The organism is Micromonospora sp. NPDC047740 (assembly GCF_043204735.1).
Classification (GTDB): domain Bacteria; phylum Actinomycetota; class Actinomycetes; order Mycobacteriales; family Micromonosporaceae; genus Micromonospora.
In genome coordinates, this window is record NZ_JBIDCT010000002.1 from 430043 (window position 1) to 456363 (window position 26321).

Sequence of the window (26321 nt, forward strand, 5' to 3'; positions counted from 1 at the left end):
ACGCCCCGATCGGCGACGCAAACTTCTTGATCAACGCGGCGATTGGGGGAGGGGAGGGGGCAGGGTGGGGGTTAGAGGCCGGAGAGGCGTTGGCCGGCGCGGACCACGGCCATGGCGTGGCGTTCGCCGGGGCGGCGGCCGAGGCGCTCGATCGGGCCGGAGATGCTGATCGCGGCGATCACCCGGCCGGTACGGTCGCGGATGGGAGCCGAGACGCTCGCCACACCCGCCTCCCGCTCGCCGACGCTCTGCGCCCAGCCGCGGCGGCGTACCTCGGCCAGGGTGCGGCCGGTGAACTTGGACCGGGGCAGCAGCGGCATGACCGCCTCGGGCGGCTCCCAGGCGAGCAGGATCTGCGCCGCGGAACCGGCCGTCATGGGCAGCACCGAGCCGACCGGCACGGTGTCCCGCAGGCCGCTGGCCCGCTCGGCGGCGGCCACGCAGATGCGCTCGTCGGCGCGGCGCAGGTAGAGCTGGGCGCTCTCGCCGGTGGCGTCGCGCAGCGCGGCGAGCAGCGGCTCGGCCGCAGTGAGCAGGACGTCCGGCGCGGCGTTCGCCAACTCGCCGAGCCGGGGGCCCGGGCGCCAGCGCCCCTGGGTGTCCCGGACCAGCATCCGATGGATCTCCAGCGCCTGCGCCAGCCGGTGCGCGGTGGCCCGGGGCAGCTTGGTGCGTTCAACGAGTTCGGCCAGGCTGGCGCCGTCGACACAGGCGGCCAGGATGACCACCGCCTTGTCGAGAACGCCGACACCGCTCATACTGTGTCCCACAAGCCGAAACATACCTCCCAGAATTTAGGATGTCCAGATGGTGGGAGTCACTCAACCGAGGACCCTGGCCGAGAAGGTCTGGGACGCGCACGTCGTCCGATCCGCCGACGGCGAGCCGGATCTGCTCTTCATCGACCTGCACCTGCTCCACGAGGTCACCAGCCCGCAGGCGTTCGACGGGCTGCGCCTGGCCGGTCGCCGGGTCCGCCGTACCGACCTGACGATCGCGACCGAGGACCACAACACCCCGACCGGGTACGACGACCCGGCGTTCCGGTCCCGGCGCGGCGACCTGCTCACGATCGCGGACCCCACCTCCCGCACACAGATCGAGACGCTGCGCCGCAACTGCGCCGAGTTCGGCGTACGGCTGCACCCGCTGGGCGACGAGAACCAGGGCATCGTGCACGTCATCGGCCCGCAGCTGGGTCTCACCCAGCCCGGCATGACGATCGTCTGTGGCGATTCGCACACCGCCACCCACGGCGCCTTCGGCGCGCTCGCGTTCGGCATTGGCACCAGCGAGGTGGAGCACGTGCTGGCCACCCAGACGCTGCCGCAGGCCCGCCCGAAGACCATGGCGGTGAACGTCACCGGCCAGCTCGCTCCCGGCGTCACCGCCAAGGACCTGGTGCTGGCGCTGATCGCCCAGGTGGGCACCGGCGGTGGGCGCGGCCACATCGTCGAGTACCGGGGCGAGGCGATCCGCGACCTCTCCATGGAGGGGCGGATGACCATCGCCAACATGTCCATCGAGTGGGGCGCCAAGGCCGGCATGATCGCGCCGGACGAGACGACCTTCGCGTACCTGAAGGGGCGGCCGAACGCGCCGCAGGGGGCCGACTGGGACGCCGCGGTGGCGTACTGGAAGACGCTCCCCACCGACGACGGGGCGACCTTCGACGCGGAGGTGACCCTGGACGCCAGCCGGATCACGCCGTTCGTCACCTGGGGCACCAACCCGGGTCAGGGCGCCCCGCTCGGCACCGCCGTGCCGGACCCGGAGGAGTTCGTCACCGAGCCGGAGCGGGCCGCCGCCCGCCGGGCCCTGGAATACATGGACCTCAAGCCCGGCACCCCGCTGCGCGACCTGGCCGTCGACGTGGTCTTCGTCGGTTCCTGCACCAACGGCCGGCTGGAGGACCTCCGCGCCGCCGCCGACGTGCTGCGCGGACACCAGGTGGCCGACGGCGTACGCATGCTGGTGGTCCCCGGCTCCGCCGCCGTGCGCGAAGCGGCCGAGGCGGAGGGGCTGGACAAGGTCTTCACCGACGCCGGCGCCGAGTGGCGCTTCGCCGGCTGTTCCATGTGCCTCGGGATGAACCCGGACACCCTGTCGCCGGGCCAGCGCTCGGCCTCGACCTCCAACCGCAACTTCGAGGGCCGCCAGGGCCGGGGCGGGCGTACCCACCTGGTATCCCCGCCGGTCGCCGCCGCCACCGCCGTGGTCGGCCGGCTGGCCGCCCCCGCCGACCTGTAGAAGGGCAGCCGAGAGATGGACAAGTTCACCACCCACACCGGCACCGCGGTGCCGCTGCGCCGGTCCAACGTGGACACCGATCAGATCATCCCCGCCGTGTACCTCAAGCGGGTGACCCGGACCGGGTTCGCGGACGGGCTCTTCAGCGCGTGGCGGGAGGACCCGTCATTCGTCCTCAACGATCCCTCCTATTCGGGAGCGTCGATTCTGGTCGCCGGCCCCGAGTTCGGTACGGGCTCCTCACGGGAGCACGCCGTGTGGGCCCTGCGGGACTGGGGCTTCCGCGCTGTGATCTCTCCTCGCTTCGGCGACATCTTCCGTGGCAACGCGCTGAAGGAAGGCCTCCTTCCGGTCGAGCTGGAATTGAAAGCCGTGGCGGAACTCTGGGATCTCGTGGAATCGGACCCCACCACCCCGGTCACGGTCGACCTCACCGCCCGCCAGGTCCGCGCCGGGGACGCCACCTGGGCCTTCCCGCTGGACGACCACAGCCGCTGGCGGCTGATGGAGGGCTTGGATGACATTGGACTCACCCTCCGGCACGAGGCCGAGATCGGCGCGTACGAGGCGTCCCGGCCGTCGTTCCTGCCCTCGGTGGCGTAGCCGTACGCCCGAGCGCACATCGGTTTTCGCCCCCACCGGTTCGCCGGTGGGGGCGAATCCGTTACGACACAAGGCCTTTTTTCCACCGAATGTTTGTGTCCCGGCAGCACAGGGCATACCGTGCGCGCAGAATGGCTCGCGTCGAGTCAGTTGCACAATCGGGAGGAAGTCGTGAACAAGGCCGAGCTCATCGAGGCGCTCGCCGTTCGCCTGGGGGACCGGAAGACGGCGACGGCCGCGCTCGACGCGGTCCTCGCTGAGGTCCAGGGGGCGGTCACCAAGGGCGAGAAGGTGGCGATCACCGGATTCGGAGCGTTCGAAAAGCGTGTCCGGGGCGCCCGAACAGCGCGCAACCCGCGGACCGGCGAGGCGGTGAAGGTCAAGAAGACCTCCGTCCCGACCTTCCGCCCGGGCGCTGGCTTCAAGGAGATGGTGGCCAGCGGCAAGGTGCCGAAGGCCACGGCCGCTGCCAAGAAGATTGCCGCCGCCGCAGCCAAGACCACCGGAGCGAAGGCGACCGGGGCCAAGGCGACCGGGGCCAAGGCGACCGCGGCGAAGAAGACCGCCGCGGCCGGTGCCGCCAAGAAGACCACGGCGGCGAAGGCGGCCAAGGCGACCGCGGCGAAGAAGGCCGCGCCGGCGAAGAAGGCCGCCGCGGCCAAGACGACCGCGGCGAAGAAGACCGCCGCGGCGAAGAAGACCGCCGCGGCCAAGAAGACCACCGCCGCCAAGAAGACGACGGTGGCCAAGAAGACCACGGCGGCGAAGAAGACGACGGCGGCGAAGAAGACCACGGCCGCCAAGAAGGCACCCGCGAAGAAGGCGCCGGCCAAGAAGACCGCCACGCGGCGCTGACCGTACCGGCCCAAAAGGGCGCCCACCGCTCGCGGTGGGCGCCCTTTTCCATGGGTACGCCGGAGACCGGCGGCGCGGTCGACCGGCCGGAGCAGTCCGCGCGCCGAACCCGCCACCCACCGGCAACCGCGTGGAGCAGCACGGGCGTGCCGGTGGTGGGTCTCCACAACGGCGGCGCCAGCCAGGGGGCTCTTCCCCTACAGCCGGTCGGCGGCCAGCAGGCGGCTGCCGGTGAAGGCGAGCAGCCAGCCGCCGCCCTTCGGGGTGGTGAAGTCGCCGGCCCCGCCGGTCAGCCGCTCCAGCATGCCCGGGATCACCTTGCCCTGGCTGCACACCGCGACCGGGTCGCCGGCCTCGGCCAGCTCAGTCAGCCGGGCCGCCGCGGCCAACACGCACTCGTCCGGTTGCTGGCCGGGTTTCGGTTCGTCCAGGTCACCGGCCACCTCGATGGGCAGGTCGAGCCGGGCGGCCGCCGGGTCGAGGGTCTGCACGCAGCGCCGGGCCGAGGCGGCGAGCAGGCGTACCGGGCGAACCAGGGCCACCAGCTCGGCCAGGGCCTGCGCCTGGGCCCAGCCCTCCGCGTCCAGCGGCCGGCCGGCGTCCGGGCCGGTCCAGGTGCCCCGCCTGCCGGCGTGCCCGTGCCGGACCAGCAGCACGGTGGCGGTCACCGGCGGCAGCGCCGCGAACGCGGCGATCACCTCGCCGTCGTGCGGGTAGCTGACCCGGCGTACCGCCTCGTCGACGGGGAGCCAGTGCACCTGGTCCACCTCGGTGTCCGGCTGGAAGCCGCCCTCCGCCACGGCCCGCATCGACCAGTAGTCGACCGCCTTCGGCCGGCCCTCGCTGCGGTAGCGGATCGTCGGCAGGCGGACCTGCGGCACGGCCCGGACATCGGCCTCCTCGGCGACCTCGCGGACCGCCGCCCGCAGCGGGTGCTCGCCGGGATCCAGCTTGCCCTTGGGCAGCGACCAGTCGTCGTACCGGGGGCGGTGCACCACGCAGACCTCGACGCTGGCCGCCGCCGGGCGCCAGACGACGCCGCCCGCCGCCCGGATCCGCACCGGCTCGTCGTCCGTCATCCGCTCACCGTATGCGCGATCCGTGCCCGCCGTGGGCCGCTCAGCTCGCCGTCCCGCCGACCCGGTGCAGCAGCAGCTCCTGCAGGTGGGTCAGCGGCGCCTCCTCGGTGCCCGTACGCCGGCTCCAGCTGCCGTCCCCGGCCAGCTCGAAGGCGTCCACGTCCGGGCTGAACGCGGCGGTCAGCACCTGGTCGAGCTCGGCCCGGGCGATTGGGTCGCTCACCTGCACCAGCGCCTCCACCCGGCGGTCCAGGTTGCGGTGCATCAGGTCGGCCGAACCCATCCAGAACTCGGCGTCGCCGTTGTTGCCGAACCGGAAGATCCGCGAGTGCTCCAGGAACCGGCCCAGAATCGAGCGGACCCGGATGTTCTCCGACAGCCCCGGCACCCCCGGGCGCAGCGTGCACATGCCCCGGATCAGCAGGTCGACGTGGACACCGGCCTGGGAGGCCCGGTAGAGCGCGTCCGTGATCTCCTCGTCCACCAGGGCGTTCACCTTGAACTGCACCAGCCCCGGCATGCCGAGCCGGACATGGGCGACCTCCCGTTCGATCCGCTCGATCAGGCCGCTGCGGATGCCCTGCGGGGCCACCAGCAGCCGCCGGTACGCGGTCTGCCGGCTGTAGCCGGTCAGCACGTTGAACAGGTCGGTCAGGTCGGCGCCGATCTCCGGGTCGGCGGTGAGCATGCCGAAGTCCTCGTAGAGCCGGGCGGTCTTCGGGTGGTAGTTGCCGGTGCCGATGTGGCAGTAGCGGCGGATCTGGTTGCCCTCCTGGCGTACCACCAGGGCGGTTTTGCAGTGCGTCTTCAGGCCGACCAGGCCGTAGACGACGTGGCAGCCGGCGCGCTCCAGGGTGCGCGCCCACCCGATGTTCGCCACCTCGTCGAAGCGCGCCTTCAGCTCGACCAGCACCACCACCTGTTTGCCGGCGGCCGCCGCGTCGACCAGCGCGTCGACGATCGGGGAATCGCCGCTGGTGCGGTAGAGGGTCTGCTTGATGGCCAGCACGTTCGGGTCGGCGGCGGCCTGCTCGATGAAGCGCTGCACGCTGGTGGCGAACGAGTGGTACGGGTGGTGCACCAGCACGTCGCCGTCGCGCAGGGTGGCGAAGACGCTGCGGGGCACCTCGCCCTCGGTGAGCCGGGGGTGGGTGGCCGGCACGAACGGCGGGTCCTTGAGGTCGGGGCGGTCGGCCTCGCCGTACACCTGCCAGAGCGCGGAGAGGTCGAGCAGGCCGCGGACCCGGAGCACGTCGTGGCTGTCCATGTCCAGCTCGCGGACGAGCAGCTCCAGCATGTGGTCGGAGATGGACGCGGCCACCTCCAGCCGTACCGGGGGACCGAACCGGCGCCGGGCCAGTTCTCGTTCCAGGGCCTGGAGCAGGTCCTCGTCGCGGTCCTCGTCCACCTCGACCTCGGCGTTGCGGGTGACCCGGAACAGGTGGCACTCCACCACCTGCATCCCGGAGAAGAGCTGCCCGAGATGCACCGAGATGAGGTCTTCCAGCGGCAGGAACCGGACGCCCGGCTGGTCGCGGGCCACCCGGACGAACCGGGGTACGTTGTTCGGCACCTTGACCCGGGCGAACAGCTCCGATCCGCCGTCCGGGTCGCGGACCGACACGGCCAGGTTCAACGACCGCCCGGAGATGTACGGGAACGGGTGCGCCGGGTCCACCGCGAGCGGGGTGAGCACCGGGAAGATGTGCTCCCGGAACCAGGTGCGCAGCCGTTCCCGCTCCGGGTCGTCCAGGTCGCTCCAGCGCAGGATCCGGATGTCCTCCTCGGCCAGTCTCGGCAGCAGTTCGTCGACGAAGCAGGTGGCGTGCCGGGCGACCAGGTCCGCGGTCTTCTCCGCGACCAGCTCCAACTGGGTACGCAGCGGCAGCCGGTCACCCCCGCGTACCGGCAGGCCGGCGGAGAGGCGTCGCTTCAGCCCGGCCACCCGCACCATGTAGAACTCGTCCAGGTTGCTGGCGAAGATGGCCAGGAACTTTGCCCGCTCCAGCAGCGGGGTGCGCGGGTTCTCGGCGAGCGCCAGCACCCGGGCGTTGAAGTCGAGCCAGGAGAGCTCCCGGTTGAGGAAACGATCCTCGGGCAGCGGCTGCGCCGCCGGCGGTGCGGCGTCCGGCGCCGGACCCGGCCCCTCGACCGGGTCGAGGGACTCCTCCAGCCCCGCCGAGTCGGGGGCCGACGCCTCAACGGGCAGGTCCTCCTCGGGTGCGCGGACGCGGCGGAAGCGGCCGTCGGTGCCGCGGGCCGGGGCGCCGTTGCGGGGCGCGGTCGGGTGCAGGAAGTGCGGCGGGCTCTCGGGCTGCTCGCGAGGGGTGCTCACCCCCTCATGATTCCCCGATTCCGGTGAACGGAAAATGAACTCGGGGCAGGTTGCTCAGGCCATCGTCGGCAACGTCACCCGGACGACCGCACCGGCCGCGTCCCGCTCGATCCGGACCCGCTGCCCGAGCCGGAGCAGCCGCAGCCCGGAGGCGTCGAAGGCCCGCGCCGGGAAGGCCAGCTCGGTGCCGTCGTCGAGGAGCAGCACGCCGCTGCGGGTCGCCGCGTCGTAGGTGGCCACCGTGCCCTGCATGCCAGCACCGTACCCGACAGGTCGGCCGGGGGTGGCGGCCGCGCGGGCGTCGAGCAGCGCGGCGGTGCGCGGGCCCAGGCCCAGCCGGGCGGCGGCGGCCAGGTCCGCCGAGACGTCCACGTCACGGCGCAACGTGGGCCAGGCACCGCGCAGCGGGCGCGCCCCGCTGGCCGCGTGCGCCGCGGCCGAGCCCGGGCCGAACCGGGGATCCAGGGGTACGCCGGGCGGCGCGGCGAGCAGCACGGTGCCGGTGGCCGGGGCATCGGCCGCGAACCCGCGTACCCCCGGCGGGCCGGTGCGGACGGCCCGCAGCGCCGCGGCCAGCTCAGCCGGGCGCAGCGCCGGCAGGTCGGCGGTGAGCCCGGCGACCGCGGCGCGCGGGCCGGCGGCTGCCGCGCCGTGCCGGAAGGCGGCGTTCAGCCCGGCTGCGGGGTCCGCCACCACCCGGGCGCCGGCCGCCGCCACCTCCGCCGCCACCCGCGAGTCGTCCGTCACCACCAGCACCTCGCCGACCGCCGGGCAGGACCGCACCGCGCGGACCGTGTCGGCCGCCAGCGCCAGCGCCAGCTCCTCGTGTGGTACGCCGGACAGCGCGCCCCGCAGGCGGCTCTTCGCCGCCTCGAGGCGTTTCACCGGCACCACCACGGTCCAGCTCGGCTCGGGCACGTGACCATCCTGCCAGTGGGGACGGCGGTACCCTCTCTGGCCGGACCCAGGGCGAGCAGGCATGATTTCGTCGCGGGGCGTGGGTGCGTGGGGCGCGAGGAGGAGACAGGGTGGCGCGGCGGAAGGTGGGATTCTGGCCACGGTTAGCCGTGGTGTTGGTCAAGCCGGTGTTGAACGTCTGGACGCGGCGCACCTGGCGGGGCATGGAGCACCTGCGTCGCGACGGCGGCATGATCATCGTGCCCAACCACATCTCGCACGCCGACCCACTGGTCTCCGCGCACTTCATCTACGACTCCGGGCGCTGGCCGCAGTTCCTCGGCAAGGCCAGCGTGTTCCGGGTGCCGGTGATCGGCTGGATCCTGCACCGGTGCCGGCAGATTCCGGTGGAGCGCGGCTCGGTCGAGGCGGCCAGGTCGCTGGACAAGCTGGTCGCGGCGGTCCGCGAGGGCGGCGCCGTGGTGATCTACCCGGAGGGGACCACCACCCGCGAACCGGACCTGTGGCCGATGAAGGGCAAGACCGGGGCGGCCCGGCTGGCGCTGGCCACCGGCGCGCCGGTGATCCCGGTCGCCATGTGGGGGCCGGAGCGGATGTTCGACCCGCGGGCGGCCCGGTTGCGGCTGCGCCCGCGGACCCCGGTGACCGTGGTCGCCGGGCCCCCGATCGACCTGAGCCGTTGGGCGGGCGCCACGCCGACCCGGGCGGTGCTGGAGGAGATGACCGACACGATCATGCTGCGGATCCGTGACCTGGTCGCCGAGATTCGCGGCGGCACCCCACCACCGCTCTGGGAGCGCCCCGCCCGCGCCCGTTCCCGCGAGGTGAGTGAATGAGCGAGCGCAGCGAGCGAATTGGCCGGCTCAGCGCGGTGGTGCCTCATGGCGTCGCCGACCGTAGGGAGGCGACGGTATGAGCGGGCATGTGGCCGTGCTGGGGGCGGGGTCGTGGGGGACCGCGTTCGCCAAGATCCTCGCCGACGCCGGGCGGGACGTGACGATCCTGGCCCGGCGGCGGTCGGTGGCCGACGCGATCCGCACCGAGCACCGCAATCCGGACTACCTGCCGGACCTCCGGCTGCCCGACCGGGTCACCGCGACGGGCGACGCCGAGGAGGCGATCGCCGGGGCGGAGGTGGTGGTGCTCTCCGTGCCGTCGCAGACGCTGCGCGCCAACCTGGCCGAGTGGACCCCCCACCTGGATCCGGACGCCACGCTGGTCTCTCTGATGAAGGGCATCGAGCTGGGCACCACCAAGCGGATGAGCCAGGTGATCATGGAGACCGCCGGGGTGCCCGCCGATCGGGTGGTGGTCGTCTCCGGGCCCAACCTGGCCCCGGAGATCGCCGCCGAGCAGCCCGCCGCGACCGTGGTCGCCAGCACCGACAGCCGGCGGGCCGCCCTCGTCCAGTCGTCGATCCGGACGTCGTACTTCCGCCCGTACACCAATGACGACGTGATCGGCTGCGAGCTGGGCGGAGCCGTGAAGAACGTGATCGCCCTGTCGTACGGGATCGCCACCGCGATGGGCTTCGGCGACAACACCCGGGCCATGTTGATGACCCGCGGGCTGGCCGAGACCGCCCGGTTGGGCGTGGCGCTCGGCGCCGACCCGATCACCTTCGCCGGCCTGGCCGGCATGGGTGACCTGGTGGCGTCCTGCTCCTCGCCGCTGGCCCGCAACCGCACCTTCGGCGAGCACCTGGGCCGGGGGGAGACCCTGGAGCAGGCCCAGGCGGCCACCCGGCAGACCGCCGAGGGGGTGAAGAGCTGCCTGGCCATCCGGGACCTGGCCCGGGCGCACGGGGTGGAGATGCCGATCACCGAGCAGATCGAGCGGATCTGCCACGAGGGGATGGATCCGCGGCTCGCCGTGGACGCGCTGATGAGCCGGACCGCGAAGCCCGAGTCGTACGAGTGAGGCGGCTGCATGAGCGAGTGGGGTGACGGCACCCGCAGCGTGCACGCCGGGCTGCCGGCCCCGGCGCCCGGTGCACCGTTCCTACCGGGGCCGGTCTTCGCCGCGCCGTACCACCTGGACCCGTGGGAGGGGCCGGCGGCGGCGCCCAACGGGTACGGCCGGCCGGACAACCCCACCCGGCGGCTGCTGGAGGCGGCCATCGGGGAGCTGGAGGGCGGGGACTGCCGGGTCTTCGCCAGCGGCCAGGCGGCCATCACCGGGCTGCTGCTGGCGCTGCTGCGCCCCGGGGACACCGTGCTGCTCCCCGCCGACGGCTACTTCCCGGTCCGCGCGTTCGCCACCGCCACCCTCGAGGGCATCGGGGTGCGGGTCCACTTCGTGCCGACGGCCGGGCCGTACCCCTCGTTCGAGGGTGTCCGCCTGGTGCTGCTGGAGACCCCGGCGAACCCCGGCCTGGACGTGGCCGACGTGCCGGCCCTGGCCACCGCCGCGCACGCCGCCGGGGCGCTGCTCGCGGTGGACAACACCACCGCCACCCCGCTCGGGCAACGCCCGCTGGATCTCGGAGCCGACGTGGTGGTCGCCTCCGGCACCAAGGCGCTCACTGGCCACTCCGACCTGCTGCTCGGCTACGTGGCGACCCGCTCCGCCGAGCTGCTCGACCCGGTGACGGCCTGGCGGACCACCACCGGCGGCATTCCCGGCGCGTTCGACTGCTGGCTGGCGCACCGCTCGCTGGCGACCGTGGACCTGCGGCTGGCCCGGCAGACCGCCAACGCCGAGGCGCTCGCCCGGCTGCTCGCGGGCCGCGCCGACGTCACCGGCCTGCGCTGGCCCGGGCGGCCGGAGGATCCGGCGTACCCGGTCGCCTCGGTCCAGATGCGACGGATGCCCGGGGTGCTCTCGTTCGACCTGGGCGACGCCGCCCGGGTGGCCCGGTTCCTGGACGCGTCCCGGCTGGTTGCCGCCGCCACCTCGTTCGGCGGGCTGCACACCACCGCCGACCGGCGGGCCCAGTGGGGCGACGACACCGCCCCCGGCTTCGTCCGGCTCTCCTGCGGGATCGAGGATCCGGCCGACCTGGTCGCCGACGTGACCGCCGCGCTGGACGCCAGCGCGGCCTGACCCCGGCACGGTTCGGTCGCCAGCGTGGCCCGACCCCGGGGACGGCCCGATCGTCGGCGCGGACTGACCCCGGCGCGGACTGACACCGCAGCGCGCCGGTGCCGGGGCGGCCGGCCGGCGTCAGCTCCGCTAAGGTGACGGACAGCCACGGCCCGCGCGGCCCCGACCGGAGGAGGTGAGCCCGATCCACCAGCGAAGGACCGGCGCTCCCCGCCGAATCCGCGTCGTCCCTGGTTAGGCGACGCCGGGAGCGCCGACGAGCGTTCCCGAAAGGCATGCCATGGCACCGTTCCCTCCCGACCGTCCCGCCCTCGTCGCCCGGCTGCGTGCCGCCGGCTGCGTCTACGCCGAGGACGAGGCGGACCTGCTGATCGCCGCCGCCGACTCGGCCGCGACCCTGACCGAGCTGGTCGACCGCCGGGTCGCCGGCCTGCCGCTGGAACACCTGCTCGGCTGGGCCGAGTTCTGCGGTCGGCGGATCGCCGTCGACCCGGGGGTCTTCGTGCCCCGGGGGCGGACCGCCCTGCTGGTCGCCGCGGCGGCGGCGGTGGCCGGTCCGGCACCGGCCGTGCTCGACCTCTGCTGCGGGTCCGGCGCCGCCGCGCTGGTGCTGCACGGCCGGCTCGCGCCCCGCTGGCTGGCCGCCGCCGACCTCGACCCGGCCGCGGTGGCCTGCGCCCGGCGCAACCTCGCCCCGCTCGGCGTGCCCGTCTACCAGGGCGACCTGTTCGGGCCGATCCCGACCGAGTGGCGGGGCCGCCTGGATCTGGTGGTGGCGAACGCCCCGTACGTGCCGAGCGGCGCGCTGGCCCTGATGCCGGCGGAGGCGCGGCTCTACGAGGCGCCGATGGCGCTGGACGGCGGCGACGACGGGCTGGCCGTGCTGCGCCGGGTGGCGGCCGGCGCGGCCGAGTGGCTCGTCCCGGGCGGGCACCTGGCCGTGGAGTCCAGCGCCGGCCAGGCCGAGGAGCTCTGCGGGGTGCTGGCCGACGCGGGCCTGGTGCCGACCGCGGTGCACGACGAGGAGTTGGACGCCACGGCCGTCACGGCCCGCCGGCCCGGCTGAGCGCCGCGCGGGCCGGCCCTGCGGTGCCCGGCGGGCGGCTACGGGAGTGGGGCGTCGTTCTGTTCCCGCCCGGCGCCCCGGGCGTCGGTCTGCCACGCCCGCACGGCGGCCGGTGGAGCCAGCTCGGCAGGGTGCCGTCGGTCCGAGCGCGGTGTATCCCGACCGACGCTACGAACTTGATGTCGTCAACGATTCAGCCGCGGCGGCGAGCCTGCCCCCCGGCACCGATCCATGCACGACGCCGGGCGCCGATCCATTTTCGACATCAAGTTCGTAGCGTCTGCGAGGGGCAGGTGGCCATGGCGAGCTGCGGCCGAACAGGGGCCACGCGAGTTGCTTCCGTCGAGCGGGGACCGGATGGCGAGTGGCCGTCCGGGGCATGGCGGGCCGCTGAACGGCGAATTAGCCTCGGGCCAGGCTCGGTGGGGAGGGGTGGCCGTGGGCAGCACGGGTGTGCCGGTGGTGGTGGGTCTCGACAACGGCGGCACCAGCAACAACGCCACCGTCCTGACCGTCGACGGCCGGTTCCTGGTGGACCGGCTGGTGGAGATCCCGAGCGAGGTCCAGGCCGGGCCGGAGGCGGCGATCGAGGCGCTGGCCCGGGCGTTCGACGGCATCGTGGCGCGCACCGGGGTGCCTCGGGAACTGGTGCGTGCCGTCGGGCTGGACACCCCCGGCCCGGCGAGCGCCACCGGGGTCATCTCCTCGCGCGGCTCGACCAACTTCTCCCAGCCGGCCTGGCGGGGCTACGACGTGCGGGGCGCCTTGGAGCACCGGCTCGGCCTCCCGGTGGTCTACGCCAACGACGGCAACGCGGCGGCCCTGTACGCGCACCACGTCCACTTCGGCGTGGACGCGATGCGCCGTTCCTCGGTCGCCGCCATCGTCGGCACCGGGCTCGGCGGTGGGGTGGTGGAGGACGGCCGCGTGGTCGGCGGCGCGGCCGGCATGGCGGGGGAGTTCGGGCACGTGCACATCCCGCTCGACGGGCTGCTGGCGCCGGGCCAGGCGCCCCCCGTTTGCGCCTGCGGCTTCACCGGTGACGTGGAGAGCGTCGCCTCGCTCACCGCCATCGAGCGGAACCTGCTGCCGTACTGGCTGGGCCGGTTCCCGGGGCATCCGCTGGCGGCCGAGCCGCCGGGCCGGGCGGCGAAGCTGGTGCGCGGCTACGGCGAGCGGGGCGACCCGTTGGCTCGGGAGGTGTTCACCCAGCAGGCGATGGCGTTGGGCCGGTTGTTCACCATCGCGGCGAACTTCACCGACCCGCAGGCGTACTTCGTCGGCGGTGGCGTGGTGGAGGCGGCGCCGCAGTTCCGCGACTGGTTCCTCGCCACCGTGCGGGAGTACACGGTGCTCCGCGCCGAGCAGCGCGCGGTGGCCACCTTCGCGCTGGTGCCGGATCGGGACATGGCCGGCGCGCGGGGGGTGGCCATCGCGGCGCTGGAGGCGGTCCGGTCCGGCTCCGCCGCCGGCCCGCTGGTCGCCGGCTGACCCGCGGCCGGGTCAGGGATCAGCCGCGCGGTGGGGCGCCGGTGAACGCCGTCCAGGCGGCCGGGGAGAAGACCAGCACCGGGCCGGCCGGGTCCTTGGAGTCGCGGACCGCGACGGCCTCGGGCAGCGACGCCATCTCGACGCACGCGCCCTCGTCGCCGCTGTGGCTGCTCTTGCGCCAGCCGGTCGCTGCCGGGCGGGGGCTGTTCGTGCCGTTCATCCGGATCTACCTCTCGTTCAACAGGCGGAGGAGCTGGTCCCGGCTGGCCGGCGGGCTCAGCGCCACGGTCCGCAGGTGCTCCATGATCTTGGTGCAGGTACGCAGGTCGCCCGGCCGGTCCAGGACCATCTGCCCGGCGACCGTCTCCACCGAGGCGATGATCGGGTCCTCGGGGTCGGCGAACTCCAGGATGTGCAGCGAGCCCCGGGTGCCCCGGTGGTAGCCCGCGGCGAGAGGGATCACCTGCACGGTGATGTTGGGCAGTTCGGCCATCTTCAGCAAGTGTCGTAGCTGTCCCTCCATCACGGACCGGTCGCCGACCGGGCGCAGCAGCGCGCCCTCGTCGATGATGGCGTCGAGGATCGGCGGATCGTCACTCGTGAGCCGCTGCTGCCGGTCGAGGCGCAGGTGGACGCGCTGCTCCACCTGCTCGTCGCTGAGCGTGTGCGGGCCGCCGCGCATCACGCCGCGGATGTAGTCGGCGGTCTGGAGCAGGCCGGGCACCACCGAGGGCTCGAAGTTGGCGATCCCGGTCGCCTCCGCCTCCAGGGCGATGAAGTCGATGGTCCGCCGGTCCAGCAGGTACGAGTAGGAGACCCACCAGCCGGGCTTGCGGGCGTCCTTGGCGAGCTGCACCGCCGCGGCGATCTCGTCGGGGCCGACCCGGTAGAGGGTGAGCAGCGCGCGCACGGTGGCCGGGCTGACCAGCGTCTGCGCGTTCTCGTACCGGGACAGGGTGCTCCGGGTGCTGTTGATCTCGTCGGCCGCGGCCTCGAGGGTCAGGCCGGCGGCCTCCCGGTGGGTACGCAGGGCGATGCCGAGCCGTCGGGCCCGGGCGGTCTTCGGCGCCATGCATCGATGGTCGCATATCAAGGGGAGGATGCGCATGAGAGAAGTTCGATGAGAGTTGCATTCACGCGTGTCCACCTGTCAATCTGTGTTCGCGTCCTCACCACCGGTTGTCGTGGCGACGGTGGTGGTGAGTGACCGGAGGGGATGGGGCGCGCGGCGATCGGGTTTTCACTCCCCCCACGACCCGATCGCCGCGTGCCCCTACCGCCCAGAGCACGGGGAGGGGATCGCATGACGGTGACGGGCTGCCGCCCGCTGGGCGGGGGTGGACGGGCATGACCCGCTTCCTCGTGGTCCTCACCGACGTCCGCCCGATGGAAGGGTTGGGGCGCAACGAGCGGACGAGCCCCGAGCGGCGCCGGCAGGTGGTCGGCGCGAACAGCCGGGAGGCGGCGGACCGGATCGCCGGCGCCTTCATGGCGCTGGGCATGGTCCGGGCGGGGCGGCAACGGGTCAAGGTCATCGCGGTGGGGCGCCGCCCCCGAATCCCGGAGCAACCGGACTGAACCCCCGGCCACCCGGCCTCACAACAGCTTGCGCCGCTTCAGGTACGCGACCAGGTCGTCGTAGACGCCGCCCTCGTTGGCGAACATGGCGACGTTGCGGGCGGTGGACAGCCACGGCCGGGTGGACGGGCGGACCTCCTTCAGCGCCCGCTCCAGGTCTCGCTGCTCGATCATCCGGACCTGGCCGGTGCGTACCGAGTCGGCCATCGCGAACTCGGCGGCGCTCTCGCAGAGGTGGGCCAGGTCGGCGCCGGAGAAGTCCTCGGTCGCCGCGACCACCCGGTGCAGGTCGATGTTGGCGATCGGCCGCTTGCGCAGGTGGTACTCCAGGATCGCCGCACGGGCCTCGGCGTCCGGCGGCAGCACCAGCACCACCCGGTCCAGCCGGCCCGGCCGGCGCAGCGCCGGATCGACGTCCCACGGGGTGTTCGTGGCCGCCAGCACGAAGACGCCCTCGTTGTCGCCCTCCATGCCGTCCAGCTCGGCCAGGAGCTGGTTGCCCAGCGTGCGCATCGAACTCGACGAGACCTGCGACCGCTTGTGGCCCAGGGCGTCGATCTCGTCGAGGAAGAGCACGCAGGGGGCATCGCGCCGGGCCGCCTCGAACAGCTGGTGCAGGTTCCGCTCCGAGTTGCCGATCCACATGTCCAGCACGTCCACGATGGACAGCGACAGGAACTTCGCGCCCATCTCCCCGGCCACCGCCCGGGCCAGGAAGGTCTTGCCGCAGCCGGGCGGCCCGTAGAGCATCAGGCCGCCGCGCAGGCTCTTGCCGTACATCCGGCGCAGCTCCGGGTTGCGCAGCGGGCCGAGGAAGGCCAGCTCCAGCCGCTCCTTCACGGCCGACATGCCGCCCACGTCGGCCAGCCGGACCGAGGAGGACTCCACGTCGTACACCCGGTCGGCCTCGCCGCGGACCGGCTCCGGCTCGTCGCCGGCCCGGGCGAAGCGCGGCGGCACGACGTCGGCCAACTCCTGCTCGTACGCGGCCAGCGGGTCGTCCCCCGACGGACCGGCGGTCGCCGGGCGCTGCGCCGGCGGCGTCGGGCGGTCGTCCCCGGACGGGCCGGCGGGGGCGGGCGGCGCCGGGCGGTCGTGCTCCGGCGAGGCGGTGGGCGCCGCGCGCTGCGCCGGAGGTACGGGCGCGCCGAGTGCCCGCTGCATCAGGGCCTGGGCCTGCGCGTTGGCCGGATCCCGGGCGAGCGCCTGCCCGATGTGCGCGATGGCCTCGGCGCCCCGGCCGTCGTCCAACAGCAGGCCGGCCAAGTGCAGGCGCAGCGGCAGGTCGTCGGGCCGGGCGTCGAGGGCGGCCAGCAGGCTGTCGATGAGGGCATCGGAGCTCACAGGACGAGCAGCCTAGTGCGCTGCCTCCCCGATCCGCTCACCCTCTCGGGCCGCATCGCCACCGGCGGTGCGGCGGCCGTTCGACTGCGACGGTCGCCCGATTACTCCCTGTTATCGATCGTTGACCGGTTGCGCGGCGAGGTGCCGTCTCCTCGGGTATCGGCTGCCCGGGCTCGCCACGCACAGTAGGGTCAACCGGGTGAGCGCCACCGGCGAGCACGGCCAGCCGCAGTCGCGAACGAAGAGGTGACCGGAGTGACCACCCCAGGCAAGACCCGTGTGGCGATCGTCTTCGGCGGCCGCAGCCCCGAGCACGGCATCTCCTGCGTCAGCGCGGGCAGCGTGCTGGCCGCGCTGGACCCGGATGAGTTCGAGGTGGTCCCGGTCGGTATCACCCGGCAGGGCCAGTGGGTGCTGGCCAGCGGCGATCCGGGCCAACTGGCCATCCAGGATCGCAAGCTGCCGGAGATCACTGCCGGCTCCGGCGCGGAACTGGTGCTGCGCGCCGACCCGGCGGCGGGTGGCCTGATGGTGCTCGACCCGACGCAGGGCCCCCGGGCGCTGGCCGACGTGGACGTGGTCTTCCCGGTGCTGCACGGCGCGTACGGCGAGGACGGCACCATCCAGGGGATGCTGGAGATGGCCGGCATCCCGTACGTCGGGGCGAACGTGTTCGCCTCCGCGGCGGCCATGGACAAGGAGTTCACCAAGAAGCTCTGCGTCGCCGAGGGCATCCCGGTCGGCCCGTACGTGGTGCTGCGCAACGGGATGACAATGACTGAGGAGGACAAGGAGCGCCTCGGCCTGCCGGTCTTCGTCAAGCCGTCCCGGGCCGGTTCCTCCTTCGGCATCACCAAGGTCGACGACTGGTCCCAGCTCGACGCGGCGGTCGCCACCGCCCGCGAGATCGACACCAAGGTGCTGGTCGAGGGCGCGATCGTCGGCCGCGAGATCGAGTGCGGCGTGCTGGAGGGGGAGGCCGGCGGTGCCCCCGAGGCGTCGGTGCTGGCCGAGGTGCGGATGATCGGCGGCCGTGACTGGTACGACTTCGAGGCGAAGTACATCTACGCCGACGAGGTCTGCGAGTACGACGTCCCGGCGAATCTGCCCGAGCCGGTCGCCCGCCGGGTGCAGGAGTACGCCACCCGCGCGTTCACCGCGCTGGACTGCTCCGGGCTGGCCCGGGTCGACTTCTTCGTCACACCGGAGCTGGACGTCTATCTCAACGAGATCAACACCATGCCCGGTTTCACCCCGACCTCGATGTTCCCGCGCATGTGGGCGGCCAGCGGTCTGGAGTATCCGAAGCTGGTCAACCGCCTCATCCGCACCGCCCTCCGCCGCGCCGGCCGCTGACCCGTCACGCGGCTCAAGATCCGGCCTGATTCACGCAAAGAGTGGCCGTTCCGGCGCGGAAGGCCACTCTTTCCGTGAATCTGCGCCCACCCAGGGGCGCGACATCAGCCGGAGCAGCCGGACGGCACGGTCTTGGCCGAGGGGACCGCCGCGACGATGGCGTCGGAGATCGGGGCGACCCACTGCAGCGGCTGCTCGTACTGCTTGGGCAGCCGGACCCGGACGGGGGTCTCCCGGTCGACGGTGGTCAGCACGCTGCCGTCGGCTTCCTGCGCGGCGTACCAGCAGACCTTGTTGACCCGCCACACCTCGTCGGTGGGCTGGATCACCGGCGGGGTGCCGCCGCAGGCCACGGTCAGCGCTGGGTCGCCGTACGCGGCGTTCTGCTCGGCGCCGGCGGTGACCGGCCGCTGCTTCAGGTCGCGCACGCTCGGCGGGAGCTGCGACAGCAGGGCCCGGCACAGCGTCGCCGGCCGTTCGGCCAGGGCCGGGGCGGGCATCTCGACCGGGGCGGTCGACTGCGGCCGCACGGCGGTCGCCGACGGCTGCGGTGCGGCGGCCGGCTCGTCCGGGGCCAGCTTGGCGAAGGTGAACCCGGCCACCGCCACGGTCACCGGCACCGCGATCAGCGTCGCCCAGAGTGCGGCGCCGCGGGTGCTCCGGTCCCGGCGCGGGGCCTCGTCGGCCGTGCGGGCCTCGTCGGCAGCGGGGGAGGTAGTGATCTTGTCCACTTACAGGCGCACCACCGAACACGTGAGGGTGCGGGTGATGCCGGGCACCATCTGCACCTTGCTGACGATGAGTTTGCCGAGCTCGTCGACGGTGTTCGCCTCGGTGAGGACGACCACGTCGTACGGCCCGGTGACGGCGTCGACACGCACCACGCCGGCAAGGTCCGAGATCTGACCGGCCACGTCACGCGCCCGCCCGACCTCGGTCTGGATGAGGATGTACGCCTGTACCACGACTCGACCTCCGTCTGTCGCCGCCTGGGGCGGTCCGAAGGGTGAAACTACCGTACGGAGCAGCCGTGATCCGTATCGGTGGCCGGTTGGACGCGGTGAGCGAGGCCACGGCGTGGGCGAAGCGAGTGACGAGTGAGCGCGACGAGGGGACGGCATGACGGTCGCGGGTGTCGGGGAATTCGGGCTGATCGACCGGGTGACCGCCCGGCTGACGCAGGGGGAGAGCTGCCTGCTCGGTCCCGGTGACGACGCGGCGGTGGTCGCCGCGCCGGACCGGCGGGTGGTGGCCTCCACCGACGTGCTGGTGGAGGGGCGGCACTTCCGCCGGGACTGGTCCGGGGCCCGCGACGTCGGGCACCGGGCGGCGGCCGCCAACCTCGCCGACATCGCGGCCATGGGCGCCACTCCGACCGCACTGCTGGTCGCCCTCTGCATCCCGGCGGAGCTGGACACGAGCTGGGCGGAGGAGTTGGCCGACGGGCTGGGCGCCGAGGCGGCCCTGGTCGGGGCGGGCGTGGTCGGCGGCGACATGTCGTCCAGCCCCGTCATCACGATCGCCGTGACCGCCCTGGGCGATCTGGGCGACCGCCCGCCGGTGGTCCGCTCCGGGGCCCGCCCGGGCGACGTGGTGGCGCTCGCCGGGCGCACCGGCTGGGCAGGGGCCGGCTACACCGTGCTGTCCCGGGGCTTCCGCACGCCCCGGCTGCTGGTCGAGGCGTACCGCCGACCCGAGGTGCCGTACGCGGCCGGCCCGGAGGCCGCCCGGCACGGCGCCACCGCCATGATCGACGTCTCGGACGGGCTGCTCGCCGACCTGGGGCACGTGGCGCGGGCCAGCGGCGTGGCGATCGACCTGACCCGGGACGCGTTCGAGGTGCCCCGGCAGATGCGCGACGCGGCCCAGGCGCTCGGGGTCGACCCGTACTCCTGGATCCTGGCCGGCGGCGAGGACCACGCCCTGGCGGCGACCTTCCCCGCGGCGGCGACGCTCCCGGCGGGCTGGCGGCCGATCGGGCAGGTGACCGAGGGCGCCGGGGTGACCGTGGACGGCGCCGCGTACGAGGGCCCGACGGGCTGGGACCACTTCCGCCGTACGGAGTGATCTGCGACCGACGTCGCCGGCCGGCCCCGGTTCGGGGCCGGCCGCGGTCGTACCCTTCATCCGTGAGTGAGATCGAGATCCGGGCCCGGCGCTTCGACGCATCCGAGTCGCAGGCGTTGATCCGGGCGGCCCTGGCCGACCTCGGCCAGCGGTACGGCGGCAGCGGCGACGACACGCCGGTCGACGCCGCCGAGTTCGAGCCCCCGGCGGGCGCCTTCCTGATCGCCTACCTGGACGGGCAGCCGGTGGGCTGTGGTGGCTGGCGCAGCCACGGCGACGATGGCGAGACGGCCGAGCTGAAGCGGATGTACACCGCGCCGGCCGCGCGGGGCCGGGGGGTCGCCCGGTCGGTGCTCGCGGCGGTCGAGCGGTCGGCGCGGGAGCAGGGCCGCAAGCGGATGGTCCTGGAGTGCGGCGACAAGCAGCCGGAGGCGATCTCCATGTACACCTCGGCCGGCTACGAGCGGATCCCGAACTTCGGCTTCTACAAGGACGCCCCCGGCTGCCTCTCCTTCGGCCGCACCCTCTGACGGCCGCTGCCCGCGCAGTCTGAGTACGGGCGGCAGGTCGGCGATGTGGCGGGGCTGGCCGGCGTGGTTTACCGCCGAATCACCGACCTGACGGCATCGCCCGTCGGACGCGAGTCCGACGACGGGCGGGTCAGCCGACGGTGATGTGGATCTGGTCGGCGGCCTTGCGGGCGGCGCTCTCCGCCCCGGTGGCGTCGGCGCCCCAGGCCAGCAGGTATCCGCTGCGCTGGGCCGAGGAGAGCAGCTCCGGCACCGTGTCTCCGACGGCGACCTCGACCTGCACGTCGAGCACGCCGGGCACCCGCAGCGCCGCCTTGACCCCGTCCACGGCGGTGACCCGCCCAGGTGAGGCCACCAGGAACTCGACGGCCGCCGCGCCGGCCGGCCGGGCCGGCAGCGCGGGCCGCTCGCCGCGCAGCACCCGCAGGTACGCCTCGATGAAGCCGCACTCGTAGGCGATCGAGACCAGTGCGGTGATCATGTCGCCGGGCATCCGTGCCGCGCACTCCACCAGCGTCGGCACGCCGTCGACCAGGATCCACTCGCTGTGCAGCATGCCGCTGCGGAAGCCGGCCGCCTCGGCGAGCCGGACGGCGGCGTCGCGCAGCGCCCGATGCTCCGCCTCGGGAAGCGCGGACGGCACGGTGTGGCCACTCTCCACCGGGAACCGACCGCCGACGATCCGCTTGTCGGTGACGTTGGCGAAGATCGTCTCGCCGTCGGTGACCAGCAGCTCGACGCTGTGCTCCGAGCCGGCGAGCAGCTCCTCGACCAGCACCTCGGTGGGCAGGCCCGCGGCGGCCTCCACCGGCGCCTGCGGGGTGGCGCTGGCCGCCCAGGCGGCGGCGATCTCCGCCGGGTCGGCGATCAGCTGCACGCCGAGGCTGCCGGAGCGGCGGGTGGGCTTGAGCACGCACCGGTCGCCGTGGCGCCGGGCGAACTCCGCCGCCCGCGCCGGGTCGTCGACCAGCTCGTACGCCGGGTTGGCCAGGCCGGCGGCGTCGGCGAGCAGCCGCATCCGGTGCTTGTCGGTGAAGACATCGGCCGCCGGTACTCCGGCTCCGGGCAGGCCGAGCCGCTCGGCCAGCCGGGCCGTGGCGCCGACCGCGTACTCCAGGCCGGGCACGACGAGCCGGGCGGAGGCCAGGCCGGGTTCCCGGGCGAGCAGCGCGTCGCCGTCGAGGCCAGTCTGGTACGCGGCCGGCACCAGCCGGGAGATGAGGGGCAGCTCGGCGGTGAGGCGTTCGAGGCCCCGCCGGCGGATCACGTCGGGCTCCTCGACGAGGACCACACTGCCGGCCGGCAGCTCCTGGTCGAACCACCGCAGTGAGCCGAGCGACGCGCCGATCACCACCATCTCGTCGCGACCCAGGTCCAGATCCACCGGTCGTTCCTCCCCACCCCGCCGCCGGACCGGACAGCCGGCGCAGCACGACCCTAATCGGGCCGCACACCCCCGGTCGCCAGGTGTTCGGCCACCCGTCAGCTCCGGCTTTCGGACACGACAGAAGCGGCTTTCGGACACGACAGAAGCCGGCGGACCCTTCCGGTCCGCCGGCTACCGACGAGTTCTGGGTGGCGCTACCGCGTCAGGCGCGGGTGACCTTGCCGGCCTTGATGCACGAGGTGCAGACCTGCATCTTCTTGGTGGTGCCGCCACCGGCCGGGGTACGCACCGACTGGATGTTCGGGTTCCAGCGGCGGTTGGTCCGCCGGTGCGAGTGGGACACGTTGTGGCCGAAGCCCGGCCCCTTGCCACAGACGTCGCACACGCTAGCCACGGGATACTCCTGAGTTTGAAACGTTCATGAGGTCGCCGCCAGGCGCTGCCCGGGCAACCTGGCCAGGTTACCCGATGGCTCGCCGGTACGCCCAACCGGCCCGGCCCGGGCCCGGACCGCCGCCCCGGCCGGTCGGACACGCCGACGGGAACCGGTCGACCTCGGCGCGTGTCGGTGCGCGCCAGTAGGCTTCCCGACGTGCTGGACACCCTCGACGCCGCCGCGGTGCGCCGCTGGTGCGCGAGCGGGCTGGCCGCCCTCCAGCGACACCAGGGTGAGATCGACGACCTCAACGTCTACCCGGTCCCGGACGGGGACACCGGCACCAACCTGGTGCTCACCCTCACCTCCGCGCAGCAGGCCCTCGCCATGGACCTGGAGACCCTCCCCGAGGACGGGCACACCCCGCACGGGCACGCGCTGCGGCTGATGGCCCGGGGCGCGCTGCTCGGTGCCCGGGGCAACTCCGGGGTGATCCTGTCGCAAATTCTGCGGGGCCTGGCCGACGCGCTCGCCGCCGCCCCGGCGGTCCGCGGCCGGCTGCTCGCCGCCGCGCTGGCCGAGGCCACCACCGCCGCGTACGCCGCGGTCGCCCAGCCGGTCGAGGGCACCCTGCTCAGCGTGGTCGCCGCCGCCGCCCGCGCCGCCGTGCAGGCGGACAGCGACGACCTGGGCGCGGTGACCCGGGCCGCGGCGGCCGGGGCGGCCGGCGCGCTCGCGCGTACCCCCGAGCAGTTGCCCGCGCTGGCCCGCGCCGGCGTGGTGGACGCCGGCGGCCGGGGCCTCTGCCTGCTGCTGGACGCGCTGGTCGAGGTGGTCACCGGGGAGAACCTTCGGCCGCCGGCGCCCGCGTCGCCCGCGGTCCGCCCGCCCGCCACGGCGGCCCGGGAGACCGGCTCCCCGGTGTACGCCTACGAGGTGCAGTACCTGCTCGACGCCACCGAGGAGGCGGTCGTCCGGCTGCGCGCCGAGCTGGGCGCGCTCGGCGACTCCCTCGTCATCGTCGGTGACGCCGGCCCAGCCAGCGGGACATGGAACGTGCACGTGCACGTCAACGACGTCGGTGCGGCGATCGAGGCGGGCGTGGTCGCCGGTCGCCCGCACCGGATCACGGTGACCCGCTTCGCCGACCAGGCGCCGCCGCCCCCGCTGCCCGACGGCCGGGCGGCCGTGGTGGTGGCCACCGGCGCCGGCATCGCCGAGCTGTTCGGGGCGGAGGGGGCCAGGGTGGTGCCGGCCAACCCGTCCGCCGGCGAGCTGCTCGACGCGATCCGCGCCACCGGGGCCGCCCGGGTGGTGGTGCTGCCCAACGACCCCAACACCCAGTCGGTGGCCAGCACGGCGGCCCGGGAGGCGCACCGGCTCGGGGTGAAGGTGAGCGTGGTGCCCACCCGGTCCCCGGTGCAGGCGCTCGCCGCCCTCGCCGTCCGCGACCCGTCCCGCCGCTTCGAGGACGACGTCATCGCCATGGCCGAGGCGGCCGGCGCCTGTCGCTACGCCGAGGTCTGCCACGCCAGCAAGGAGGCGCTCACGGTCGCCGGGCCGTGCCGGCCGGGCGATGTGCTGGCGCTGGTCGAGGGCGAGGTGCACCTGATCGGCGCCGAGCTGCTCGACACCTGCACCGCGGTGGTCGACCGGATGCTCGGCGGTGGCGGCGAACTGGTCACCCTGCTGTGCGGGGCGGACGCCCCGGACGGACTGGCCGACCGGGTACGCGAGCACGTCGAGCGGTCCTGGCCGTTCGTGGAGGTGCAGGCGTACGAGGGCGGGCAGCCGCACTATCCGCTCCTGGTGGGGGTCGAATGACGAGCGAACCGGCCACGGTGGACACGCCGCTGAAGAAGCTGGTCGGGGAGAAGACCGCCAAGGCCCTGGCCAGTCACCTCGACCTGCACACCGCCGGCGACCTGATCTACCACTTCCCCCGCCGCTACGACGAGCGCGGCGAGCACACCGACATCCGCTCGCTGGACGTGGGGGAGCAGGTGACCGTGCTGGCCCAGGTGCAGCGCACCGCGGTCCGGCCGATGCGCCAGCGCCGGGGCAACCTGCTGGAGGTGACCGTCGGGGACGGCTCCGGCGGCGTGCTCACCCTCACCTTCTTCGGCAACCAGGCGTGGCGGGAGCGGGACCTGCGCCCCGGTCGCTGGGGACTCTTCGCCGGCAAGGTCACCGAGTTCCGGGGCAAGCGGCAGCTCAACGGCCCGGAGTACGTGCTGCTCGGGGAGGGGGGCGACGGCGAGGCGGCGGCCAACGAGGAGGTCGAGGAGTTCGCCGGCGCGCTGATCCCGGTCTACCCGGCCGCGGCGGCGGTGCCGACCTGGGTGATCGCCCGCTGCGTCCGGGTGGTGCTGGACACGTTCACCGCACCGGACGACCCGCTGCCCGCCACGGTGCGGGCGAGCCGGAACCTGGTCGGCATCGGCACCGCGCTGCGCGAGATCCACCGGCCGTCCAGCAAGGAGGAGCTCTACCGGGCCCGGCGCCGGCTCAAGTGGGACGAGGCGTTCGCCGTGCAGCTCACCCTGGTGCAGCGCAAGCACCGCGCGGCGGCCTGGCCGGCGCGGGCCCGCCCGGCGAAACCGGGCGGCCTGCTGGACGGGTTCGACGCCCGGCTGCCGTACGAGCTGACCTCCGGCCAGCAGGCCGTCGGCCGGGAGATCGCCGCCGACCTGGCCACCGCCCACCCGATGCACCGGCTGCTCCAGGGCGAGGTCGGCTCCGGCAAGACGGTGGTCGCGCTGCGGGCCATGCTCCAGGTGGTCGACGCCGGCGGGCAGGCCGCGCTGCTCGCCCCGACCGAGGTGCTCGCGGCCCAGCACTACCGGGGCATGCTCGACCTGCTCGGCCCGCTGGCCCGGGCCGGCGAGCTGGGCGCCGCCGATGGTGCCACCCGGGTGGAGCTGGTCACCGGCTCGCTCGGCGCGGCGGCCCGGCGGCGGGCGCTCGCCGAGGTGGCCGAGGGGCGGGCCGGCATTGTGCTCGGCACCCATGCCCTGCTCTACGAGGGGGTCGACTTCCACGACCTGGGTCTCGTGGTGGTGGACGAGCAGCACCGGTTCGGCGTGGAGCAGCGGGACGCGCTGCGGGCCAAGGCCGACCAGCCGCCGCATGTGCTGGTGATGACCGCCACCCCGATCCCGCGCACGGTGGCCATGACCGTCTACGGCGACCTGGAGATCTCCACCCTCTCCCAGCTGCCGCAGGGGCGTTCGCCGATCGCCTCGCACGTGGTGCCGGCCGCCGAGAAGCCGGCGTTCCTCGACCGGGCCTGGCGCCGGCTGCGCGAGGAGGTCGCCGCCGGCCACCAGGCGTACGTGGTCTGCCCGCGGATCGGGGAAGGACCGGCCGCGGAGGAGGAACCGCCCCGCGAGGACGACAACGGCCGCCGCCCGCCCCTCGCGGTGACCGAGGTGGCGCCGCTGCTCGCCGAGGGCCCGCTGCACGGGCTGCGGATCGGCGTGCTGCACGGGCGGCTGCCGGCCGACGAGAAGGACGCCGTCATGCGCTCCTTCGCCGCCGGCGACCTGGACGTGCTGGTGGCGACCACGGTGGTCGAGGTGGGGGTCAACGTGCCCAACGCCACCGTGATGATCGTGCTGGACGCCGACCGGTTCGGCGTCTCCCAGCTGCACCAGTTGCGTGGCCGGGTGGGCCGTGGCTCGGCGCCCGGCCTGTGCCTGCTGGTCACCGAGGCGATGGAGGGCTCGTCGGCCCGGGAGCGGCTGGACGCGGTCGCCTCCACCACCGACGGATTCAAGCTCGCCGAGCTGGACCTGGAGCAGCGCCGCGAGGGCGACGTGCTGGGCGCCACCCAGTCGGGCCGCCGCTCGCACCTGCGGCTGCTGTCGCTGCTGCGGGACACCGACCTGATCCGGGACGCCCGGGCCGAGGCGATCGCCCTGGTCGAGGAGGATCCGGAGCTGGCCGGGCACCCGGCCCTGGCCGCCTCGGTCGCGGCCCTGGTCGACGAGGAACGCGCGGAGTACCTGGAGAAGGGCTGACCCCACCGATCGGCCGGCC

The 26321-nt window shown here is 74.0% G+C and carries 25 protein-coding genes and 1 pseudogene; 14 read left to right on the top strand and 12 right to left on the bottom strand.

All coding sequences use genetic code 11. From position 1 onward, the window contains the following. Positions 1–71: 71 nt before the first annotated feature. Positions 72–758 (bottom strand): IclR family transcriptional regulator, encoded by a 687-nt coding sequence (locus tag ACGF4F_RS06565; RefSeq protein ID WP_073832469.1) that lies wholly within the window; start codon positions 756–758, stop codon positions 72–74. A gap of 49 nt (positions 759–807) precedes the next feature. Here ACGF4F_RS06565 and leuC point away from each other — a divergent pair, with 49 nt between their 5' ends. From leuC to ACGF4F_RS06580, 3 genes are all read left to right on the top strand, one after another. Next, a complete protein-coding gene (gene leuC, locus ACGF4F_RS06570) occupies positions 808–2250 on the top strand; it encodes a 3-isopropylmalate dehydratase large subunit (protein WP_357433800.1) in 1443 nt (480 codons plus the stop codon). 15 nt (positions 2251–2265) lie between these two features. Beyond that, complete coding sequence (leuD, locus tag ACGF4F_RS06575) at positions 2266–2853, top strand: 3-isopropylmalate dehydratase small subunit (protein ID WP_357433798.1); 588 nt, start codon at positions 2266–2268, stop codon at positions 2851–2853. Positions 2854–3024: 171 nt separating this feature from the next. Then, positions 3025–3708, top strand: coding sequence for an HU family DNA-binding protein (locus tag ACGF4F_RS06580; RefSeq protein WP_357433796.1), 684 nt, complete (start codon positions 3025–3027; stop codon positions 3706–3708). Positions 3709–3905: 197 nt separating this feature from the next. Here ACGF4F_RS06580 and ACGF4F_RS06585 read toward each other — a convergent pair whose 3' ends face one another. The 4 genes and pseudogenes from ACGF4F_RS06585 to cofC form a co-directional block, all read right to left on the bottom strand. Continuing rightward, positions 3906–4787 (bottom strand): NUDIX hydrolase, encoded by an 882-nt coding sequence (locus tag ACGF4F_RS06585; protein WP_357433794.1) that lies wholly within the window; start codon positions 4785–4787, stop codon positions 3906–3908. Positions 4788–4827: 40 nt separating this feature from the next. Then, complete coding sequence (locus ACGF4F_RS06590; RefSeq protein ID WP_357433792.1) at positions 4828–7122, bottom strand: RNA degradosome polyphosphate kinase; 2295 nt, start codon at positions 7120–7122, stop codon at positions 4828–4830. A 54-nt stretch (positions 7123–7176) separates the two neighbouring features. After that, on the bottom strand, positions 7177–7374 hold the full coding sequence (locus ACGF4F_RS06595) for a cold-shock protein (protein ID WP_241825032.1): 198 nt from the start codon (positions 7372–7374) through the stop codon (positions 7177–7179). Positions 7375–7389: 15 nt separating this feature from the next. Continuing rightward, positions 7390–8040: pseudogene (gene cofC, locus ACGF4F_RS06600) on the bottom strand (2-phospho-L-lactate guanylyltransferase); the annotation flags it as partial. Positions 8041–8150: 110 nt separating this feature from the next. Here cofC and ACGF4F_RS06605 point away from each other — a divergent pair. The 5 genes from ACGF4F_RS06605 to ACGF4F_RS06625 all read left to right on the top strand — a co-directional run bounded on the left by ACGF4F_RS06605 (position 8151) and on the right by ACGF4F_RS06625 (position 13642). After that, positions 8151–8876, top strand: a complete 726-nt coding sequence (locus ACGF4F_RS06605; protein WP_357433790.1) for a lysophospholipid acyltransferase family protein — start codon at positions 8151–8153, stop codon at positions 8874–8876. Positions 8877–8952: 76 nt separating this feature from the next. Further along, a complete protein-coding gene (locus ACGF4F_RS06610; RefSeq protein ID WP_357433788.1) occupies positions 8953–9960 on the top strand; it encodes an NAD(P)H-dependent glycerol-3-phosphate dehydrogenase in 1008 nt (335 codons plus the stop codon). 9 nt (positions 9961–9969) lie between these two features. Beyond that, the gene (locus tag ACGF4F_RS06615; RefSeq protein WP_357433786.1) at positions 9970–11085 is read left to right on the top strand and encodes a cystathionine gamma-lyase; all 1116 of its coding nucleotides are present in this window, start codon (positions 9970–9972) and stop codon (positions 11083–11085) included. A 280-nt stretch (positions 11086–11365) separates the two neighbouring features. Continuing rightward, positions 11366–12151: a putative protein N(5)-glutamine methyltransferase gene (locus ACGF4F_RS06620; protein ID WP_357433784.1), complete on the top strand. Its 786-nt coding sequence runs from the start codon at positions 11366–11368 to the stop codon at positions 12149–12151. A gap of 438 nt (positions 12152–12589) precedes the next feature. After that, positions 12590–13642, top strand: a complete 1053-nt coding sequence (locus ACGF4F_RS06625) for an ROK family protein (RefSeq protein ID WP_357433782.1) — start codon at positions 12590–12592, stop codon at positions 13640–13642. Between the two features lie 19 nt (positions 13643–13661). Here ACGF4F_RS06625 and ACGF4F_RS06630 read toward each other — a convergent pair whose 3' ends face one another. Both ACGF4F_RS06630 and ACGF4F_RS06635 read right to left on the bottom strand, forming a co-directional pair. Next, positions 13662–13862 (bottom strand): DUF397 domain-containing protein, encoded by a 201-nt coding sequence (locus ACGF4F_RS06630; protein WP_357433780.1) that lies wholly within the window; start codon positions 13860–13862, stop codon positions 13662–13664. A gap of 6 nt (positions 13863–13868) precedes the next feature. Then, a complete protein-coding gene (locus tag ACGF4F_RS06635) occupies positions 13869–14714 on the bottom strand; it encodes a helix-turn-helix transcriptional regulator (RefSeq protein ID WP_073832481.1) in 846 nt (281 codons plus the stop codon). A gap of 275 nt (positions 14715–14989) precedes the next feature. On the opposite strand from ACGF4F_RS06635, the gene ACGF4F_RS06640 reads away from it, so the two are divergent. Further along, complete coding sequence (locus ACGF4F_RS06640) at positions 14990–15220, top strand: hypothetical protein (RefSeq protein WP_357433777.1); 231 nt, start codon at positions 14990–14992, stop codon at positions 15218–15220. 18 nt (positions 15221–15238) lie between these two features. On the opposite strand, the gene ACGF4F_RS06645 is transcribed toward ACGF4F_RS06640, so the two are convergent. Then, the gene (locus ACGF4F_RS06645; RefSeq protein ID WP_357433775.1) at positions 15239–16564 is read right to left on the bottom strand and encodes an ATP-binding protein; all 1326 of its coding nucleotides are present in this window, start codon (positions 16562–16564) and stop codon (positions 15239–15241) included. A gap of 255 nt (positions 16565–16819) precedes the next feature. Here ACGF4F_RS06645 and ACGF4F_RS06650 point away from each other — a divergent pair, with 255 nt between their 5' ends. Continuing rightward, positions 16820–17920 carry a D-alanine--D-alanine ligase family protein gene (locus tag ACGF4F_RS06650; protein ID WP_357433773.1) on the top strand — a complete coding sequence of 367 codons (1101 nt, stop codon included), beginning with the start codon at positions 16820–16822 and terminating at the stop codon, positions 17918–17920. A 104-nt stretch (positions 17921–18024) separates the two neighbouring features. On the opposite strand, the gene ACGF4F_RS06655 is transcribed toward ACGF4F_RS06650, so the two are convergent. Together ACGF4F_RS06655 and ACGF4F_RS06660 are read right to left on the bottom strand one after the other, a co-directional pair. After that, entirely contained in the window at positions 18025–18651 is a 627-nt protein-coding gene (locus ACGF4F_RS06655; protein ID WP_393075514.1) for a DUF3515 family protein, read from the bottom strand. Continuing rightward, on the bottom strand, positions 18652–18885 hold the full coding sequence (locus ACGF4F_RS06660) for an Lrp/AsnC ligand binding domain-containing protein (RefSeq protein ID WP_073832485.1): 234 nt from the start codon (positions 18883–18885) through the stop codon (positions 18652–18654). It abuts the gene before it with no gap. A 154-nt stretch (positions 18886–19039) separates the two neighbouring features. Here ACGF4F_RS06660 and ACGF4F_RS06665 point away from each other — a divergent pair, with 154 nt between their 5' ends. Beyond that, a complete protein-coding gene (locus ACGF4F_RS06665) occupies positions 19040–19987 on the top strand; it encodes a thiamine-phosphate kinase (protein ID WP_357433771.1) in 948 nt (315 codons plus the stop codon). Between the two features lie 62 nt (positions 19988–20049). Continuing rightward, positions 20050–20517, top strand: a complete 468-nt coding sequence (locus ACGF4F_RS06670) for a GNAT family N-acetyltransferase (protein WP_357433768.1) — start codon at positions 20050–20052, stop codon at positions 20515–20517. Positions 20518–20647: 130 nt separating this feature from the next. Here ACGF4F_RS06670 and ACGF4F_RS06675 read toward each other — a convergent pair whose 3' ends face one another. Together ACGF4F_RS06675 and rpmB are read right to left on the bottom strand one after the other, a co-directional pair. Next, positions 20648–21901, bottom strand: coding sequence for an ATP-grasp domain-containing protein (locus ACGF4F_RS06675; protein WP_357433766.1), 1254 nt, complete (start codon positions 21899–21901; stop codon positions 20648–20650). 205 nt (positions 21902–22106) lie between these two features. Next, on the bottom strand, positions 22107–22298 hold the full coding sequence (gene rpmB / locus ACGF4F_RS06680) for a 50S ribosomal protein L28 (RefSeq protein WP_073832489.1): 192 nt from the start codon (positions 22296–22298) through the stop codon (positions 22107–22109). A gap of 198 nt (positions 22299–22496) precedes the next feature. Between rpmB and ACGF4F_RS06685 the strand changes: the two genes are divergently transcribed. Then, positions 22497–24104: a DAK2 domain-containing protein gene (locus tag ACGF4F_RS06685; RefSeq protein ID WP_357433763.1), complete on the top strand. Its 1608-nt coding sequence runs from the start codon at positions 22497–22499 to the stop codon at positions 24102–24104. After that, positions 24101–26302 carry an ATP-dependent DNA helicase RecG gene (recG, locus tag ACGF4F_RS06690; RefSeq protein ID WP_357433761.1) on the top strand — a complete coding sequence of 734 codons (2202 nt, stop codon included), beginning with the start codon at positions 24101–24103 and terminating at the stop codon, positions 26300–26302. Before ACGF4F_RS06685 ends, recG begins: the two co-directional genes overlap by 4 nt. Positions 26303–26321 lie beyond the last annotated feature (19 nt).

What these genes read in the sequence shown, in the direction of transcription:
- leuD (WP_357433798.1), top strand. Translation starts at nt 2,266, where the DNA reads ATGGACAAGTTCACCACCCACACCGGCACCGCGGTGCCGCTGCGCCGG.
- ACGF4F_RS06610 (WP_357433788.1), top strand. Translation starts at nt 8,953, where the DNA reads ATGAGCGGGCATGTGGCCGTGCTGGGGGCGGGGTCGTGGGGGACCGCG.
- ACGF4F_RS06615 (WP_357433786.1), top strand. Translation starts at nt 9,970, where the DNA reads ATGAGCGAGTGGGGTGACGGCACCCGCAGCGTGCACGCCGGGCTGCCG.
- ACGF4F_RS06620 (WP_357433784.1), top strand. Translation starts at nt 11,366, where the DNA reads ATGGCACCGTTCCCTCCCGACCGTCCCGCCCTCGTCGCCCGGCTGCGT.
- ACGF4F_RS06640 (WP_357433777.1), top strand. Translation starts at nt 14,990, where the DNA reads ATGACCCGCTTCCTCGTGGTCCTCACCGACGTCCGCCCGATGGAAGGG.
- ACGF4F_RS06635 (WP_073832481.1), bottom strand. Translation starts at nt 14,714, where the DNA reads ATGGCGCCGAAGACCGCCCGGGCCCGACGGCTCGGCATCGCCCTGCGT.
- recG (WP_357433761.1), top strand. Translation starts at nt 24,101, where the DNA reads ATGACGAGCGAACCGGCCACGGTGGACACGCCGCTGAAGAAGCTGGTC.
- ACGF4F_RS06630 (WP_357433780.1), bottom strand. Translation starts at nt 13,862, where the DNA reads ATGAACGGCACGAACAGCCCCCGCCCGGCAGCGACCGGCTGGCGCAAG.
- ACGF4F_RS06665 (WP_357433771.1), top strand. Translation starts at nt 19,040, where the DNA reads ATGACGGTCGCGGGTGTCGGGGAATTCGGGCTGATCGACCGGGTGACC.
- ACGF4F_RS06565 (WP_073832469.1), bottom strand. Translation starts at nt 758, where the DNA reads ATGAGCGGTGTCGGCGTTCTCGACAAGGCGGTGGTCATCCTGGCCGCC.
- ACGF4F_RS06595 (WP_241825032.1), bottom strand. Translation starts at nt 7,374, where the DNA reads ATGCAGGGCACGGTGGCCACCTACGACGCGGCGACCCGCAGCGGCGTG.
- ACGF4F_RS06585 (WP_357433794.1), bottom strand. Translation starts at nt 4,787, where the DNA reads ATGACGGACGACGAGCCGGTGCGGATCCGGGCGGCGGGCGGCGTCGTC.
- leuC (WP_357433800.1), top strand. Translation starts at nt 808, where the DNA reads ATGGTGGGAGTCACTCAACCGAGGACCCTGGCCGAGAAGGTCTGGGAC.